This window comes from Solimicrobium silvestre (genome assembly GCF_002976435.1).
GTDB classification, from domain to species: domain Bacteria; phylum Pseudomonadota; class Gammaproteobacteria; order Burkholderiales; family Burkholderiaceae_D; genus Solimicrobium; species Solimicrobium silvestre.
Window position 1 is genome coordinate 245723 of record NZ_PUGF01000002.1, and the last position, 14280, is coordinate 260002.

16 protein-coding genes are annotated in these 14280 nt (G+C 48.6%); 13 read left to right on the plus strand and 3 right to left on the minus strand.

Going from position 1 to position 14280, the window contains the following annotated elements:
- Positions 1-136: 136 nt before the first annotated feature.
- The gene (locus S2091_RS03575) at positions 137-1051 is read left to right on the plus strand and encodes a LysR family transcriptional regulator (protein ID WP_105530416.1); all 915 of its coding nucleotides are present in this window, start codon (positions 137-139) and stop codon (positions 1049-1051) included.
- 80 nt (positions 1052-1131) lie between these two features.
- Here the strand turns inward: S2091_RS03575 and S2091_RS03580 are convergent, their stop codons facing one another.
- Entirely contained in the window at positions 1132-2160 is a 1029-nt protein-coding gene (locus tag S2091_RS03580) for a GlxA family transcriptional regulator (RefSeq protein ID WP_243405306.1), read from the minus strand.
- A 112-nt stretch (positions 2161-2272) separates the two neighbouring features.
- Here S2091_RS03580 and S2091_RS03585 point away from each other — a divergent pair, with 112 nt between their 5' ends.
- The 3 genes from S2091_RS03585 (at position 2273) to S2091_RS03595 (ending at position 4613) form a co-directional block, all read left to right on the plus strand.
- Positions 2273-2581: a DUF1272 domain-containing protein gene (locus tag S2091_RS03585; RefSeq protein ID WP_105530417.1), complete on the plus strand. Its 309-nt coding sequence runs from the start codon at positions 2273-2275 to the stop codon at positions 2579-2581.
- Between the two features lie 107 nt (positions 2582-2688).
- On the plus strand, positions 2689-3615 hold the full coding sequence (locus tag S2091_RS03590; protein ID WP_105530418.1) for a DMT family transporter: 927 nt from the start codon (positions 2689-2691) through the stop codon (positions 3613-3615).
- 80 nt (positions 3616-3695) lie between these two features.
- Positions 3696-4613, plus strand: a complete 918-nt coding sequence (locus tag S2091_RS03595) for a CPBP family intramembrane glutamic endopeptidase (RefSeq protein ID WP_105530419.1) — start codon at positions 3696-3698, stop codon at positions 4611-4613.
- A 265-nt stretch (positions 4614-4878) separates the two neighbouring features.
- On the opposite strand, the gene S2091_RS03600 is transcribed toward S2091_RS03595, so the two are convergent.
- A complete protein-coding gene (locus tag S2091_RS03600; RefSeq protein WP_105530420.1) occupies positions 4879-5349 on the minus strand; it encodes a DUF4124 domain-containing protein in 471 nt (156 codons plus the stop codon).
- Between the two features lie 89 nt (positions 5350-5438).
- Positions 5439-6380, minus strand: a complete 942-nt coding sequence (locus S2091_RS03605; protein WP_105530421.1) for a LysR family transcriptional regulator — start codon at positions 6378-6380, stop codon at positions 5439-5441.
- Positions 6381-6542: 162 nt separating this feature from the next.
- Here S2091_RS03605 and mdcA point away from each other — a divergent pair, with 162 nt between their 5' ends.
- From mdcA to S2091_RS03650, 9 genes are all read left to right on the plus strand, one after another.
- Positions 6543-8219, plus strand: a complete 1677-nt coding sequence (gene mdcA / locus S2091_RS03610) for a malonate decarboxylase subunit alpha (protein WP_243405307.1) — start codon at positions 6543-6545, stop codon at positions 8217-8219.
- On the plus strand, positions 8219-9130 hold the full coding sequence (locus S2091_RS03615; RefSeq protein WP_105530423.1) for a triphosphoribosyl-dephospho-CoA synthase: 912 nt from the start codon (positions 8219-8221) through the stop codon (positions 9128-9130). The genes mdcA and S2091_RS03615 overlap by 1 nt, the downstream gene beginning before the upstream one ends.
- Positions 9131-9135: 5 nt before the next feature.
- On the plus strand, positions 9136-9447 hold the full coding sequence (locus S2091_RS03620) for a malonate decarboxylase subunit delta (protein ID WP_105530424.1): 312 nt from the start codon (positions 9136-9138) through the stop codon (positions 9445-9447).
- Between the two features lie 20 nt (positions 9448-9467).
- The gene (locus tag S2091_RS03625; protein ID WP_105530425.1) at positions 9468-10331 is read left to right on the plus strand and encodes a biotin-independent malonate decarboxylase subunit beta; all 864 of its coding nucleotides are present in this window, start codon (positions 9468-9470) and stop codon (positions 10329-10331) included.
- 1 nt (position 10332) lies between these two features.
- Complete coding sequence (gene mdcE / locus S2091_RS03630) at positions 10333-11169, plus strand: biotin-independent malonate decarboxylase subunit gamma (protein ID WP_105530426.1); 837 nt, start codon at positions 10333-10335, stop codon at positions 11167-11169.
- 105 nt (positions 11170-11274) lie between these two features.
- On the plus strand, positions 11275-11703 hold the full coding sequence (gene madL / locus S2091_RS03635; RefSeq protein WP_105530427.1) for a malonate transporter subunit MadL: 429 nt from the start codon (positions 11275-11277) through the stop codon (positions 11701-11703).
- Between the two features lie 11 nt (positions 11704-11714).
- Positions 11715-12479, plus strand: coding sequence for a malonate transporter subunit MadM (gene madM / locus S2091_RS03640; protein WP_105530428.1), 765 nt, complete (start codon positions 11715-11717; stop codon positions 12477-12479).
- 9 nt (positions 12480-12488) lie between these two features.
- Complete coding sequence (locus tag S2091_RS03645; RefSeq protein WP_105530429.1) at positions 12489-13145, plus strand: malonate decarboxylase holo-ACP synthase; 657 nt, start codon at positions 12489-12491, stop codon at positions 13143-13145.
- Positions 13142-14077: a malonate decarboxylase subunit epsilon gene (locus S2091_RS03650; protein ID WP_105530430.1), complete on the plus strand. Its 936-nt coding sequence runs from the start codon at positions 13142-13144 to the stop codon at positions 14075-14077. Before S2091_RS03645 ends, S2091_RS03650 begins: the two co-directional genes overlap by 4 nt.
- The last annotated feature ends 203 nt before the right edge of the window (positions 14078-14280 follow it).

The window sequence follows — 14280 nt, forward strand, 5'->3', positions numbered from 1 at the left end:
AACAAGATCCCCACTAGGTGATGCTTAAAAGTCTTGTTAAGTCCCGATGCGTTGCACTTTACTGGTATCGTGTGGTGTAATAAATACCGCTTTTGGCAAATAACTTGATACACCATGTAACTAATAGAGGATTTCAATGAAGCGCAACTTTAATGATCTGATGCTTGGCAGTATTGAGCTTTTTTGTCTCGCCGCTGAACTGAGCAGTTTTACTGAAGCCGCGACTGCCGCCAGCGTTACGCCCGCCGCTGTAAGTCGATCGGTCTCGCGTCTGGAAGTACGGCTTGGTATTCGTCTTTTCGTACGTACCACGCGCCAGATAAGGCTAACTGACGCTGGGCGTATTTATTTCGATCAATGCCGGCAAGCTTTGTCTCAATTAATCGACGCCGAGAGGGCAGCCGGTGGTCAACAGGTAAAGCCCGCAGGGCTGTTGCGCATTAGTATGCCAACGCCCTACGCGCATTGTCGTGTCTTGCCACTGCTTAAGCAGTTTCGCGCGCGGTATCCAGATGTTCTGATAGACGTGCATGTGAGTAACCGAAATATCGATTTTGTGGACGAAGGATATGATTTGGCAATTCGTGGACGTGCGCCCGCCGACTCAAATCTCATTGCGCGCAAACTGGAAGATGCTGAATTGGTGTTGGTCGCGGCACCGTCTTATTTGAAACGTGCCGGCACTCCGAAAACGATCGATGATTTACAAAAACATGAATGCATTCAGTTTGAATTGCCAAGTACTGGGAAGCATATTAGCTGGCGGTTTCTGGTTAAAGGCAAAGTCGTTGACGTTGCCACCAGCGGCGGATATAGCTGTTCGGAAGATTATCTTGGCATTGTGACTTTGGCGCGTGACGGCGCAGGTATAGTTCAAACTTACCGCTTCATCGTTGAGAACGATATTAAACAGGGTTATTTAGTTGAATTATTGCCAGAGTTTGGGGGCATGTCTTTGCCGTTTCTGTTGATATACCCACATGCTCGGCACATGTCATTACGCGTTCGTGTTTTTGTTGATTTTTTACTTGAGCAGCTAGCTCGAAATTAGGCTACGATTAATTCAAACCGTGTTCGATGCGCCGCTAGCGCCCTGCTAAATACACTTTATCGTGTTAAAAAAATTCTTGATTAACCAAAGCGCTCGCGATACTCAGTTGGAAGTACGCCGAGATTTTTTGCAAATGATCGGCGCAAATTATATTCCGTGCCAAACCCAGATTTTTCTGCAATTTTCTTGATTGAGTGTGAGCCACTTTCAAGCAGCTTGCAGGCAACTTCCATTCGCACACGCGACAGCAATTGCGCCGGTGACAAGCCAGCTTCTTGTTGCAATCGTCGATGAAGACTTCTTGAAGATAGCGATATGGCGTCTGACATTCTATCTACGTCTATCTGCTCGTGAATTCGCGGACGTAACCAGTTGATTAATTGGTCGGCAAGGCTACTAGAACTAGATTCAGATAACAACGCAGTGCTGAATTGACGCTGGCCACCCGGCCGCTTTTGAAACACGACCAAACTTTTTGCAACACTTAAGGCCGCTTTTCGACCTAGATCTTCTTCGATCAAACTCAAACATAGATCGATACCTGATGTAACTCCAGCGGAAGAATATATCGATCCGTCCTTAATGTAGATAGCGTCGTCAAGTACATGAATATCTGGGTATTGAATCCTAAGACTATCTGTGTCCTTCCAGTGTGTACAAGCTTTCTTGTTGGTCAATACGCCTGCTTTTGCCAACAGGAACGCGCCGTTGCATACCGATGCGCAGCGTTTAACAATGCCAGATGCTTTTCCAATCCAACAAACGAGATCATCCTCCGCAACGGCTAACTCAATCCTGTGCCCTCCCGAAACGACAAGGGTCGCACCTGAGAGAAGCTTAATTGCGGGTAATGGAGTCGTCGATACACCCACTCCGGAGGATGATTTTATTTCGCCACCATGCTGAGAAACCATATGAATTACATATGGCGGGCTACCACCACTATCGCTGTATTCATCATTGCATGTCGAGAATGCTTGCACGGGCCCGGTCGCATCCAAAAGTAAGAAGCCAGGAAAAACCACAATCCAAACATGAATAGAGTTGATGTGATTGGCTATTTTTGTATTTCGGTAATCAAGATCGGCCGTAGGTTTTTTCTTAATCATATAAATTGGCGGTTATTCAACCATTAATGTCATAAGCGCCAAGACTACCATATTTACAATGCATGAAACAAATCGGGAAAAGACTAACTGGTAACGACGAAAAGGAAAATTGATGCTTGAACTTAGACCAACTTGCGAACATTGCAAAACAGCTTTACCACCTAACGCGACAACCGCCCGGATATGTACTTTTGAGTGCACATTTTGTGCGGACTGTGTCGAAAATGTTTTAAATAACGTCTGTCCGAACTGCGGTGGTGGATTTGAAAAGCGCCCAGTCAGGCCTTCTGTAAACTGGAAAAATGATAATTACTTGGGGCGTTATCCCGCTAAGGATGAAATTAAATACAAGCCAGTAGATCAGGTAGCGCATTCTGAATTTTCAAGTGCAATTAAAGATATTCCACCAGAAGCAAGGTAGTAGGAATGACTGCCTGAAAGTGGCCCATTTCAACAACTGAAAAATGAGAAATATTCTATTTTGATTGCTGAACGAGTTTTGAAATCCATGAAAGTTAAAAAACTAAAATGAAACCGGCAAATATTGTTCGCCTACTTCTTCTCGGTGGCATGTGGGGCATGAGTTTTATATTTATGCGCATCGCTTCACCAGCATTCGGCCCCATTCTTACTGCGTTTGGGCGTGTTTCTTTTGGTGGGTTAGTCCTCATAGCGCTGCTCTTACTTAATAATTTGTCGCTGGATTGGCGGCGGAATGCCCGGTTTTATCTCGTAATTGGATTAGTTAACACGGCGGTGCCTTTCAGTTTGTTTTCCTGGGCTGCGCTATCTATACCCTCAGCCTATATGGCGATAATTAACGCCATGGCACCCTTGTTTGCGGCTCTTTTTGGTGCTGTTTTATTGAGTGAATCTTTATCTGCCGTGCGAATTTTCGGCTTCGTACTTGGCGTAATAGGGGTGGCAATATTAGTTGGCATCGGACCAGCACACGTTAATTTTGAGACATTGTCTGGCATAGCTGCCAGTGTGATTGCTGCAATTTGTTATGGTTATGCCGCTATTTACATAAGACAGGTTGCTGTAAAGGCGCCACCGCTCGCTGTGGCTGCCGGCAGTCAAATTGCAGCGTCATTGTTTCTTTTTCCGATTGCATTGATCGTGACATGGGTGCATCCGCCTTCTTGGCCGACAACGTTATACCTTACCGTTCGGTCAGTTGGTGCAATTGTTTTGCTTGGGGTTATTTGTACCGGCATTGCTTATGCTCTTTATTTTCGACTCATCGCAGACGAAGGTGCCAGTCGAGCAGTAACCGTCGCTTTTTTGATACCAATAGCAGCGACTATTTGGGCTTCTCTGTTTCTGAACGAACGCATAACCATCGGAACACTTTGTGGAATGGGCTTAGTCATCATCGCAATTGGACTGGTTCTTGGATTAGTGCGAATGCCGCATCGGCAATGGATATCCAAAGAGCAAAAAAATAATTGAGAAGAAAAGCTGACCGCTGCATTTGACCTTCGATTTAAGTATTAAGACAATCCCTGATAAATACAAAAGGAAATTCTTTGATGAGCGTACTAAGCGATGCCCGCAAGGCAAAGGTACGAAATATATTCATTGGCCCAGACGGATTGCGCGCCGGCTGGAGCGTTTTGCTGTTTATAGTAATTTATGCCTCTATTGGTGCAGCTACGGCGCTAATATTGAACTTGATAGTTCAAATGATGCATTTACCGAAAACATCCCAAAATATCGCGACACTGAAAGACACTTACATCGGTCAATCAATATTGGTTGCACTGGTAGTAATCGCAACAGCAGTTATGGCGCGTATTGAGAAAAAGTCGTTTGGCTCATACGGGCTGGGAGGGCAACGCGGCGTTCCGAATTTTTTTATTGGCGTGGTAGCCGGGTTCATTTGCCTTTCAATACTAGTCGGATTGCTATATGTCAGTGGACACTTGGTTTTTGACGGTATTGCGTTGCAAGGTATATCGATTTTTAGTTACGCCTCACTCTGGTTTGGCGATTTTATGCTGGTGGCAATTAACGAAGAAATGATGATCCGCGGATACCTGCAGAATGCATTGTTTCGTGGAATCGGTCCTTGGCCATCTATCCTCGTGCTCTCACTTCTATTTACAGCCATGCACATGGGTAATTCCGGTGAAAATATTATTGGTCTGATTGGCGTTTTTGTTGCTGGTATATTCTTTTGCCTACTACGCTGGCTGAGTGGATCTTTGTGGCTAGGAATCGGTTTCCACGGGGCTTGGAACTGGTCACAATCCTATCTGTATGGCGCCCCTGATAGTGGCGTCACTGCCCAGGGGCATCTGATGATTACGCACGCCGTTGGTGATATTAAAATGAGCGGAGGCACTGCTGGGCCGGAAGGGAGCTTATTTGCAAATCCCGTAGTGTTCATTGGCATGATGGTCCTGCTGTGGATTATCCGTCGGACCAAATCGCCGACAATCCGATAAGTCAATACATGTTCCCTACAAATATAGTCGCAAACTAAAATCACTTATCTGACAGTTGAGTGCCGAGACTGTGTAAAACAAAAAACTTCCAACTTTTTCTGAAACTTCGTGGCTAGAGAGATCATTCCCTACGTCGAAAAAATTGAATAGAGTTTGCTTTAAGAGGTCGATTTTTTCGGATGTAAATTAATTTGAATTTTTACGCAGTCTCTGCCCGTCACCTGTCGAGACCCTACAAAGCGGGCGTTCAGATTGAAATGGTTATCTAATGACATCCCGACGCATCTGCCATGTTCTTGGCATAGTTGTATTGCTGATCGACGGGCCCGCTGAGTCGGTTGACATTGCGTATTCCTGCACTGGTCGGACTCCCGATACCCGGCGCTATCAGCTCTTTGCGCTGTGCCTCGGCATCTGCGACAGCCTTATTGAGTTTTTCGCAATCTGGTGGGTGTGCTTCTGGGGCGTCATTGCGGCTTGTTGTTGGACTGGCAGATTTGTCCCACGCGGATTTCTTGTCCTTGTCGGCGCGATTTTTGGCCTCATTGATGGCTTGCGCACTTGGCCCGCTGTCGATATGCATCAGCTTTCCGCCAGTTTTGCACGGGTCGGACTGGAATGTGACGCTACCGTTTTCTGTGCATTTATAGACCTGTGCGCTACACAGCATGGGTGACAATAGCAGCAAAGCTGCACCTAAGAATTGCGAAAATCGGTGAAATGGATTCTGGTTCATAGATGTGTATTCGTAAGCGATAATCTGTGCGGAATGATAAATCCATATTCGATGTTTTGCAAATCAGACCGCAACGAAATGACGGCAAATTATAAAAAGCCATCCTTGTTTCCACCCATGCCATAAAGCCGACATTCTGCCGCCAGCGCCAATAAATTCGGATCGCGTTCCCTGGCTTTCGACAACAACAAGGTAATTCTCTGCTGTGCGCCAAACTTGAATTCCAATGGAATCAATTCAATATGGCTACTAAAATTCGCCACCCGTCCAGGCAATAGACTATAGCCAATTCCTCCACTGACCAGATTGATCAGTGAAAAAATGTCCTGAACCCGCATGCTGATGTCGGGAGCAAAGCCAGCCTTTTCGAAGCAATACCAAAAGTCCTGTGAAGTAACAAAGCCCTCAGTCAGCGTGACGAATTTTTCTGATTTCAGATCAGTCAGATCAATTTTTTCCTGCCCACTAAATTTCGAGCGTAATGGCGCAGCCAAAAAAATGTCGTCATCGAAAAGAGGAATTGAGATCAGTGTTGAATTTGGTTGATCAGGAAGACCTTCCTTGGTGTGGACGCCAATGACAATAGCATCCAGTTTCCCCGCATTGAGCTGATCTATCAAATCGCGATTGGAACCAAGCGTCAAGTCAATATCCAATGCAGGTTTGCGCAGCTTCAATCCAACCATTAACTTGGGAATACAGCGCAATGTCAGCGAGTACAGCGATCCAATTTTTAACCGCTTGGCGTTGAATCCGGCCGCATCGCGTACTTTTTGAATACCCTCCTCGCAATCATCTAACGTGCGTTGCGCGTACTCGGCGAACGTGTAGGCGGACTGAAGCGGAATCAGACTTCGTCCGTCACGTTTAAAAAGTGGACATCGCATGGCTTCTTCAAGTGAGTGCAAAGCGCGATGCACACTTACTGTGCTGATGTCCAATAACTCGGACACGCGAGCCATATTGTTCAGTTTCATAAAAGCCAAGAAAATTTCCAGCTTTTTGAAGCTGATTGCTTCGTCAATCGTCATTACAAGCTCCCCTAAATATGCCAACCTACTCATGGCGCTATGTTACGCCAATCATTACTCTACGCGTAACGAAATTACCTTTTGCGTGATTGACGTGCTACGTGCATGTTCTTATTCTGTCTTCGGATTCAGTCATCTTTACAGCATCGCATTCTGGGGGAAATGATGGGAAATATTGCGCAAACAACAAGGCCGCTTAGCCCGCAATGGAGTAAAAGGCGTGCTGAAAAGCTTCGTAGAATAAGCCTGGCTGCACATCTTGCAGACGGTCCTGTCCTGAAAACGGAAGACATCGTCGCTGCATTGTCTGTCCTGATATCTTCGAATGATCGAGTGGTATTGGAAGGGAACAATCAGAAGCAGGCAGATTTTTTATCGCGCGCTCTGGTGCAGGTCGATCCGGGCAAGATCAATAATTTACATTTAATTATGCCCAGCGTCAGTCGCACAGAACATCTTGACCTGTTCGAGCGCGGCATTGCCTCGAAGTTGGATTTTGCTTATGCCGGCGCTCAAAGTCTGCGCATCGCCCAGTTTTTGCAGGACGGCATTTTGGAAATCGGCGCGATTCATACTTATGTAGAACTGTATGCGCGACTGTATGTGGATCTCACGCCGAATGTTGTGCTGGTGGCCGGATTCAAGGCGGACCGACAAGGCAATCTATACACTGGCTCCAGCACCGAAGACACGCCGGCTTTAGTTGAAGCAGCGGCATTTCGTGATGGGATAGTGATCGCGCAGGTAAACGAAATTGTCGACGACCCGGCAGACTTGCCTCGGGTCGATATTCCTGGATCGTGGATTGATTTCGTGGTGCAGGCCGACAAACCATTCTTTCTCGAACCCTTATTTACGCGTGATCCGCGCTTGATCAAGCCGGTGCATGTGCTGATGGCGATGATGGCAATTCGTGGCATCTATGAAAAACATCAGGTGCAATCTCTTAATCACGGCATTGGATTTAACACTGCGGCGATCGAATTGATTCTGCCAACTTATGGCGAACAATTGGGCCTAAAAGGCAAAATCTGTAAAAACTGGACGTTGAATCCGCATCCTACGTTGATCCCGGCAATCGAATCTGGCTGGGTAGAAAGTGTGCATTGTTTCGGTGGCGAACTGGGCATGGAGAAATACGTTGCGGCGCGTCCCGATGTATTTTTTACTGGGCGCGATGGATCGATGCGTTCTAATCGTGCTTATTGCCAGCTCGCCGGACAATACGCTGTGGATTTATTTATCGGCTCGACGCTGCAAATGGATGGGCTGGCGAATTCCTCAACCGTGACACACGGCCGTTTAACTGGCTTTGGCGGCGCACCAAATATGGGACACAACCCTGGAGGTAGGCGGCATGCGAGCCCGGCTTGGTTGGACCTGATCGAAACCGAAGATCCCATGGCAAGAGGGAAAAAGCTTGTCGTGCAAATGGTGGAAACATTTCAAAACGGTGCGCAACCTACTATCGTCGAAACGCTTGATGCGGTACAGGTTGGCAAGGAATCAGGCATGCCTATTGCGCCGGTAATGATTTATGGTGACGACGTAACGCATGTGCTCACTGAAGAAGGCATCGCTTATTTATACAAGGCGCGCTCGCTGGAAGAACGCAAAGCGATGGTGGCAGCGGTCGCCGGAGTCACGCCAATCGGGCTGCGTCACGATCCAACTACAACGGCAAAATTACGCCAAGACGGCCTGATCGCATTCCCGCAAGATATGGGTGTTAATCGTCATGAGGCAACGCGTTCACTGTTGGCCGCAAAAAGCGTGGCAGAGCTGGTTACCTGGTCAGACGGATTGTATGAACCTCCAGTCAAATTCAGGAGTTGGTAATGGTCGAAATCTATCAGGTAATTGAGAGTAATGCGTTAGCTGAAAAACTGGCCGATATGGTGATTGCAGCTCTGATCGATGAAGCCACACTGACACCAAAACCCGGTTTAGTGGATATGCGAAGTCGTGGTGCGCATTACGACATGAGCTGGAGTCTTATGTGCGATTCAGCCTTGGCACTTCGCCCTACATTTTACGCAATGGCAGACGCAGGCATGCAGCGCTACCCACAGCGTCAATTGCGCGAAATCATTGGTGCTCTTGGTCGAGCCGGTGAAGTGCGCATGATGGAAGTAAGCAACGGCGTAAACACCCATCGCGGTGCAATATGGGCACTGGGCCTGCTAGTCACCGCAGCGGCTCAAAATCTATCTGCGTTGAGCGTCAACGCCATTACCGAATGCGCGGCGCGGCTGGCACAAATCGACGATCAATTTGCGCCGAAATTCACTGGTAACAAAGGGGAACAGGCTTGTTTTAGGTATCAGGTTGGCGGTGCGCGAGCACAGGCGCAAACTGGCTTTCCATTCGTAGTCGACCACGCGCTGCCAACCCTGCATCGGTCACGCAAGCAAGGTGACAAAGAAACTTGCGCGCAGCTGAACGCGTTGCTTTCCATCATGGCGGTGCTGGACGATACCTGCATATTGTCGCGCGGTGGCACCAGCGCGCTGACTTCTGTTCAAATCGGCGCAAGGAAAGTGTTGGAATTGGGTGGAGTCACGACCGCGCCCGGAAAAGCAGCATTGCATAACCTGGAGGCAGACATGTTGCGTCGACACGTATCACCTGGCGGCTCGGCTGATATGTTAGCTGCCGCACTGTTCGTTGACAATCTGACGAAACAGCCCAAATGGTTGAGCAGCAAATTTGTCGATTCAGATAATCAGATTCAAACTATTGGATGGTAAAGAAAATGGAAAAACTAAATTTCGAATTTGATGCATCAACGGATGGACAGACAATTCAGTCACAAGTCATGGTCGGCGTAGTTGGGTCCGGTGATCTGGAAGTGTTAATCGAACCGGATGTCGCATTGATCCGAATTCAGGTCACTACCAGCGTGGATGGCATGAGATCCGTCTGGGGAGCATTGATGCATCGTTTGTTTAGTTCTGGCAATTTACCAGCCATGAGCATTGAGTTGAATGATTTTGGTGCGACACCCGGCGTGGTTCGCCTGCGTATCGAGCAGGCTTTGGAAGAACTTGGGCTAACACACTATTAAGCATAAAGGACGCACGCTATATGGATACCCATCATTCAATTGATATCGATACATTACTAAAGCAGAAAAGCTTTATCGAGCTAACCGCGCGAGATCGTGCCAGGGCACTCTTAGATCAAGGAAGCATGCGCGAATTGATCGGTCCGTTTGATCGAGTTAAATCACCGTGGTTGGAGCAACAGGGTGTGGTGACACAATCTGACGATGGCGTGATTGTCGCCAAAGGGACATTCAATTTACAGCCATGCGTCTTGCTGGCTATTGAAGGTGCGTTCCAGGGTGGCAGCCTGGGTGAAGTTGGTGGCGCTAAAATTGCAGGTGCGTTGGAACTGGCCGCAAACGACAATCGTAACGGGATACCTACCGTTGCAATAATTTTGTTTGAAACGGGCGGCGTTCGGTTGCAGGAAGCGAATCTCGGATTGGCGGCCATTGCCGAAATTCACTCTGCGATTGTCGACCTGCGCAGTTATCAGCCCGTGATCGGAATTTCTGCAGGTACGGTCGGTTGCTTTGGCGGCATGTCGATTGCCGCGGCTTTGTGCAGCTATCTGATTGTCACGCGCGAAGCGCGGATTGGCTTGAACGGCCCTGGTGTCATTGAACAGGAAGCCGGGATTGCCGAATATGATGCGCGCGACCGGCCATTTATCTGGAGTTTTACCGGAGGTCAGCAACGTGTCGACAGTCATCTGGCAGACAGTTTGGTCGAAGACGACGTTGCCGGGATTCGAGATAACGTAGGCAGGTTGTTAGCACTTGGCGTTCCCAAAGTACATCGCAGTCAGCAGATCGCACATTTTATCCGGGCGCTTGATTTGGTTGATGCACAAACACAGGCAACGCCAGAGATGGCACGGCAAATTTACGCAAGTGGAGGATAAGATGAACAGTAAATCCGAAGCACTATCCAAGCGCGGTGCAACATGGTTTGGACACTTGGCAGCAAATGCTAATTTTCATTCAGGCTACCCACCTTCCATACTGGTTGCGGACGCAGATCTTGATGGTCAAAGCGCGCGCTATATCGCCGTGATTCCAGACCCAAACAATCGCTTCGCCAGGGCTCGTAGCGGTGAGGTGGGGCTGCTGGAAGGCTGGCATATTGCACGCGCGGTAGACGAAATCGTGAAACAGGATCAGATCAGCGCAAATAAAACGCCGATTGTGGCAATCGTCGATGTAGTCAGTCAGGCATACGGACGTCGTGAAGAAGCTTATGGCATACATGTGGCGTTGGCCGCTGCCGCAGGGGCTTATGCGACAGCGAGATTGGCAGGGCATCCGGTGATTGCTCTTCTGGTTGGCAAAGCCATGTCGGGTGCGTTTCTGGCACATGGGTACCAGGCCAACCGTATTATCGCTATCAACGACCCAGAGGTTATGGTGCACGCGATGGGTAAAGAGTCTGCTGCAAAAATTACGATGCGATCCGTCGAAGCGCTTGAGAGCCTTGCATCAACAATTCCACCGATGGCATATGACATTCAGAGTTTCGCGTCTCTCGGTCTACTATCAAAACTTGTTTCACTCAACAATCCAGACCAGCCAGATACTGCGGACATTGAGCGTGTGCAAGAAAGTCTGCGTGACGCGTTGAAAAGCATTGTCAACGATAATAATAGTGATCTTTCCGGCCGACTCACAGCGCCAAATCGACAGGCTACGCGCACTGTGCGGCGGTTACTGCAAGACCAGTGGGGTGTCCATTCAAATACCTAACCGACGATTGCAACTTGACGTAGTATCTGCCACAAACAAACGATTCATTATTCTAAAACGCAGCCTGATCAATAATTGGCGCTGCGAACAAAAAAGGAGACAACTATGATTATCTATGGAACCGCCCTACTAGCCGTGTGCCATTTACTCGGCATTTTTATCGGTGATCTGCTGGGAAAAATTATCGGGGTTCAAACCAATGTCGGCGGTGTCGGCATCGCGATGATGTTACTGATTTTTGCACGCATGTTTATGGAGCCGCGCGGCCTGATGCCCAAACCAACCGAAGCGGGCGTCACTTTTTGGGCCGCGCTTTATATTCCAGTAGTCGTCGCGATGGCAGCGCAACAAAATGTGGTTGCTGCTTTGCGAGGCGGTCATGTGGCAATCCTGGCGGCCTTTGGGGCGGTGGTATCTTGCGCCTGCATCATTGCGCTGATCAATCGAATGGAACCAAAAAGTGATGTTGATCCCTTTGCCGACGACACCGAAATGCCTGAAGCTGCGGCGGTCGACATTAAACCTACAGCCTGAAGGGAATCACCATGTTATCCACATTAGAAAAGGCCATCACCAGCAATGGTTTGGTTGCCGCGTTTGCGCTGGTCGGATTCATTATTTTGATTTCCGGGTTTATCTCGCGTAAATTGACTTTCGGGAGAATGCACGGCTCCGCCATCGCGATTTTGATTGGCCTGGCATTGGCATACTGGGGTGGAATTTATAGCGGCGGACAAAAGGGATTGGCAGACGTATCGCTGTTTGCAGGAATTGGCTTGATGGGGGGCGCGATGATGCGCGACTTCGCCATTGTTGCAACTGCATTTGAAGTACGGCCTGACGAGGCGCGTAAGGCCGGTTTAATTGGTATCGTTTCTTTGTTGCTTGGAACGCTTGTGCCATTTGTTGTAGGTGCCGCGCTGGCATATTATTTTGGTTATAGAGACGCCGTCAGCATGACGACTATTGGCGCAGGCGCAGTGACTTATATTGTGGGGCCGGTAACCGGCGCAGCGATTGGAGCAAGTTCAGACGTAATGGCACTGAGCATAGCAACCGGCGTAGTTAAAGCAATTATGGTGATGATCGGCACGCCAATCGTAGCGAAATTTTTAGGATTGCGAACACCTCGCTCCGCGATGGTGTTCGGTGGGCTGGCCGGCACGGTAAGTGGTGTATCGGCCGGATTGGCTGCGACCGATCGCCGGCTGGTGCCATATGGCGCATTGGTGGCAACCTTTCACACCGGGCTCGGTTGCTTTTTAGGTCCGTCGGTTTTGTATTTCGTAACCAAAGCGATTATGGCGTGACGTCAGATCATGAAAACTTATCGGCCACATGATCTGCTTTTTATTAGGCTCGCCCATCAGCAGAGACGAGATATTTTTAATACACCGTTGCCGTCGTGGGTAAATCCGCATTGGCCAGTGGTTGTGCGGCGTGCGCCACCCAGCGCAGGTGGAGTTTGGTTGCCGGTCGGGTTGCGGGGCACAGCTCGGTTCGAGCGGCTTCCAGCCATGATGCGCAGTGACGTTGTACAAGACAGTGTTTCGCCCGAATCGCTTTTAGCAGAACACGACTGGCAACGCCACTTGCAAGGTCAAGACTTTCCTTGTGTAAGGGCCTTGCATAGTATTGCCGGAGCTTTGAATGCACTAGGTCTTTCTTGCGGACCAACTGGTAGCGTTGGCTTTGCCCTCGCCACCGGCGCTTCGATATTGCGTATCGACAGTGACCTGGATTTGCTGGTGCGTGCGCCGAATACAATATCGAACCAGCAATCAGATAAGCTGCAGCACATAAAAGAACTTGTTGTATCGCACCAGTGTCGGATCGACATACAGATCGATACGGGAAACGGCGGCTTTGCTTTTGATGAATGGGCGCGCAATCCCAAAAAAGTATTACTCAAGACCGCCACAGGACCAATATTGACGGCAACTCCCTGGATTTCTCCGATGGAATTGGACGCATGAGCCTGTTATTTATGTATCCTGGTCAGGGTGCGCAGCGGACTGGCATGTTGCACAAGCTCCCTGACACCATCGAAGTCGACGATACACTTAGCCAATCTAGCGAGATCCTTGGTTACGATTGTCAATTGCTTGATAGTGCAACCGCACTTGAGTCAACGCACTCAGTCCAATTATGTCTGTTGATAGTCGGTGTTGCGATGACACGGGTGTTTGCCGCGAATGGAATTGTCCCAAACATGGTAGTAGGATTATCAATCGGCGCCTTTCCCGCCGCAGTTGCCGCTGGCGTATTGACGTTCTCAGATGCGATTCGGCTGGTTCAACTTCGCTCGCGCTTAATGGAGAATGCTTACCCAGTCGGTTTTGGTATGGCAGCAATAAATGGACTCGATAAATTTGAGCTTGAAAGAATTATTGAGAAGTTCCACAGTAGTTCGACCCCAGTATATTTGGCGAATTTGAACGCGCAAAAAAAACTGGTGGTTTCTGGTTTGAAGCTGACATTGGACAAAGTCATGCAACAGGCACTTCATTCAGGCGCATCAAACGCTTTGCATCTGGCAGTCAATGTTCCTTCGCATTGCCCCTTGTTTGAGACTGCGGCAAAGCAGATGCAAACATCGATTGATTCCATCCTATTGCAACGACCTGGATTAAAGTATTTGAGCGCGAACGCTGCCCGTTCTTTGTTTGATCCTCAACTAATCGGGATTGATCTGGCCGCCAATATGGCAAGGCAAGTGCATTGGTTTGAAACGTTGAGGCTGGCGCAGGAACTGGGCGCCCAGCTGGCCTTTGAAATGCCGACCGGAACCGTATTAACTGAATTGGCCACGGCACAATGGAGCGATGGCACCGCCTTGGCATGTGATACATCCAGGCTAGACACGCTGATTGCGCTAGCGAAACGCTTGCAATCTAGGGAGCAGTGACTGCTAGCCTGCAATGGTTGACCGTTGAATGTTCCGAAAAATTATATGAGGTCAAACGTCGGATAATTCGCAGCTCAAATTGACGATCACCAGTTCGAAAGTCTCTCCTAGTCTTCCTTATTCCAATTTTTACAATCCGTAATCTGAAGTCGTAAATTCAATATTTAGTATTAAATTCAAATCCGATTAATTTACATTAAAGT

Bases quoted from the DNA above. Each gene is read 5' to 3' on its own strand.
- S2091_RS03615 (WP_105530423.1), top strand. From the start codon at position 8,219: ATGGTCGAAATCTATCAGGTAATTGAGAGTAATGCGTTAGCTGAAAAA.
- mdcE (WP_105530426.1), top strand. From the start codon at position 10,333: ATGAACAGTAAATCCGAAGCACTATCCAAGCGCGGTGCAACATGGTTT.
- S2091_RS03605 (WP_105530421.1), bottom strand. From the start codon at position 6,380: ATGACGATTGACGAAGCAATCAGCTTCAAAAAGCTGGAAATTTTCTTG.
- S2091_RS03650 (WP_105530430.1), top strand. From the start codon at position 13,142: ATGAGCCTGTTATTTATGTATCCTGGTCAGGGTGCGCAGCGGACTGGC.
- S2091_RS03590 (WP_105530418.1), top strand. From the start codon at position 2,689: ATGAAACCGGCAAATATTGTTCGCCTACTTCTTCTCGGTGGCATGTGG.
- S2091_RS03585 (WP_105530417.1), top strand. From the start codon at position 2,273: ATGCTTGAACTTAGACCAACTTGCGAACATTGCAAAACAGCTTTACCA.
- S2091_RS03620 (WP_105530424.1), top strand. From the start codon at position 9,136: ATGGAAAAACTAAATTTCGAATTTGATGCATCAACGGATGGACAGACA.
- S2091_RS03625 (WP_105530425.1), top strand. From the start codon at position 9,468: ATGGATACCCATCATTCAATTGATATCGATACATTACTAAAGCAGAAA.
- S2091_RS03575 (WP_105530416.1), top strand. From the start codon at position 137: ATGAAGCGCAACTTTAATGATCTGATGCTTGGCAGTATTGAGCTTTTT.
- madM (WP_105530428.1), top strand. From the start codon at position 11,715: ATGTTATCCACATTAGAAAAGGCCATCACCAGCAATGGTTTGGTTGCC.
- mdcA (WP_243405307.1), top strand. From the start codon at position 6,543: ATGATGGGAAATATTGCGCAAACAACAAGGCCGCTTAGCCCGCAATGG.
- madL (WP_105530427.1), top strand. From the start codon at position 11,275: ATGATTATCTATGGAACCGCCCTACTAGCCGTGTGCCATTTACTCGGC.
- S2091_RS03580 (WP_243405306.1), bottom strand. From the start codon at position 2,160: ATGATTAAGAAAAAACCTACGGCCGATCTTGATTACCGAAATACAAAA.
- S2091_RS03600 (WP_105530420.1), bottom strand. From the start codon at position 5,349: ATGAACCAGAATCCATTTCACCGATTTTCGCAATTCTTAGGTGCAGCT.
- S2091_RS03595 (WP_105530419.1), top strand. From the start codon at position 3,696: ATGAGCGTACTAAGCGATGCCCGCAAGGCAAAGGTACGAAATATATTC.
- S2091_RS03645 (WP_105530429.1), top strand. From the start codon at position 12,489: ATGAAAACTTATCGGCCACATGATCTGCTTTTTATTAGGCTCGCCCAT.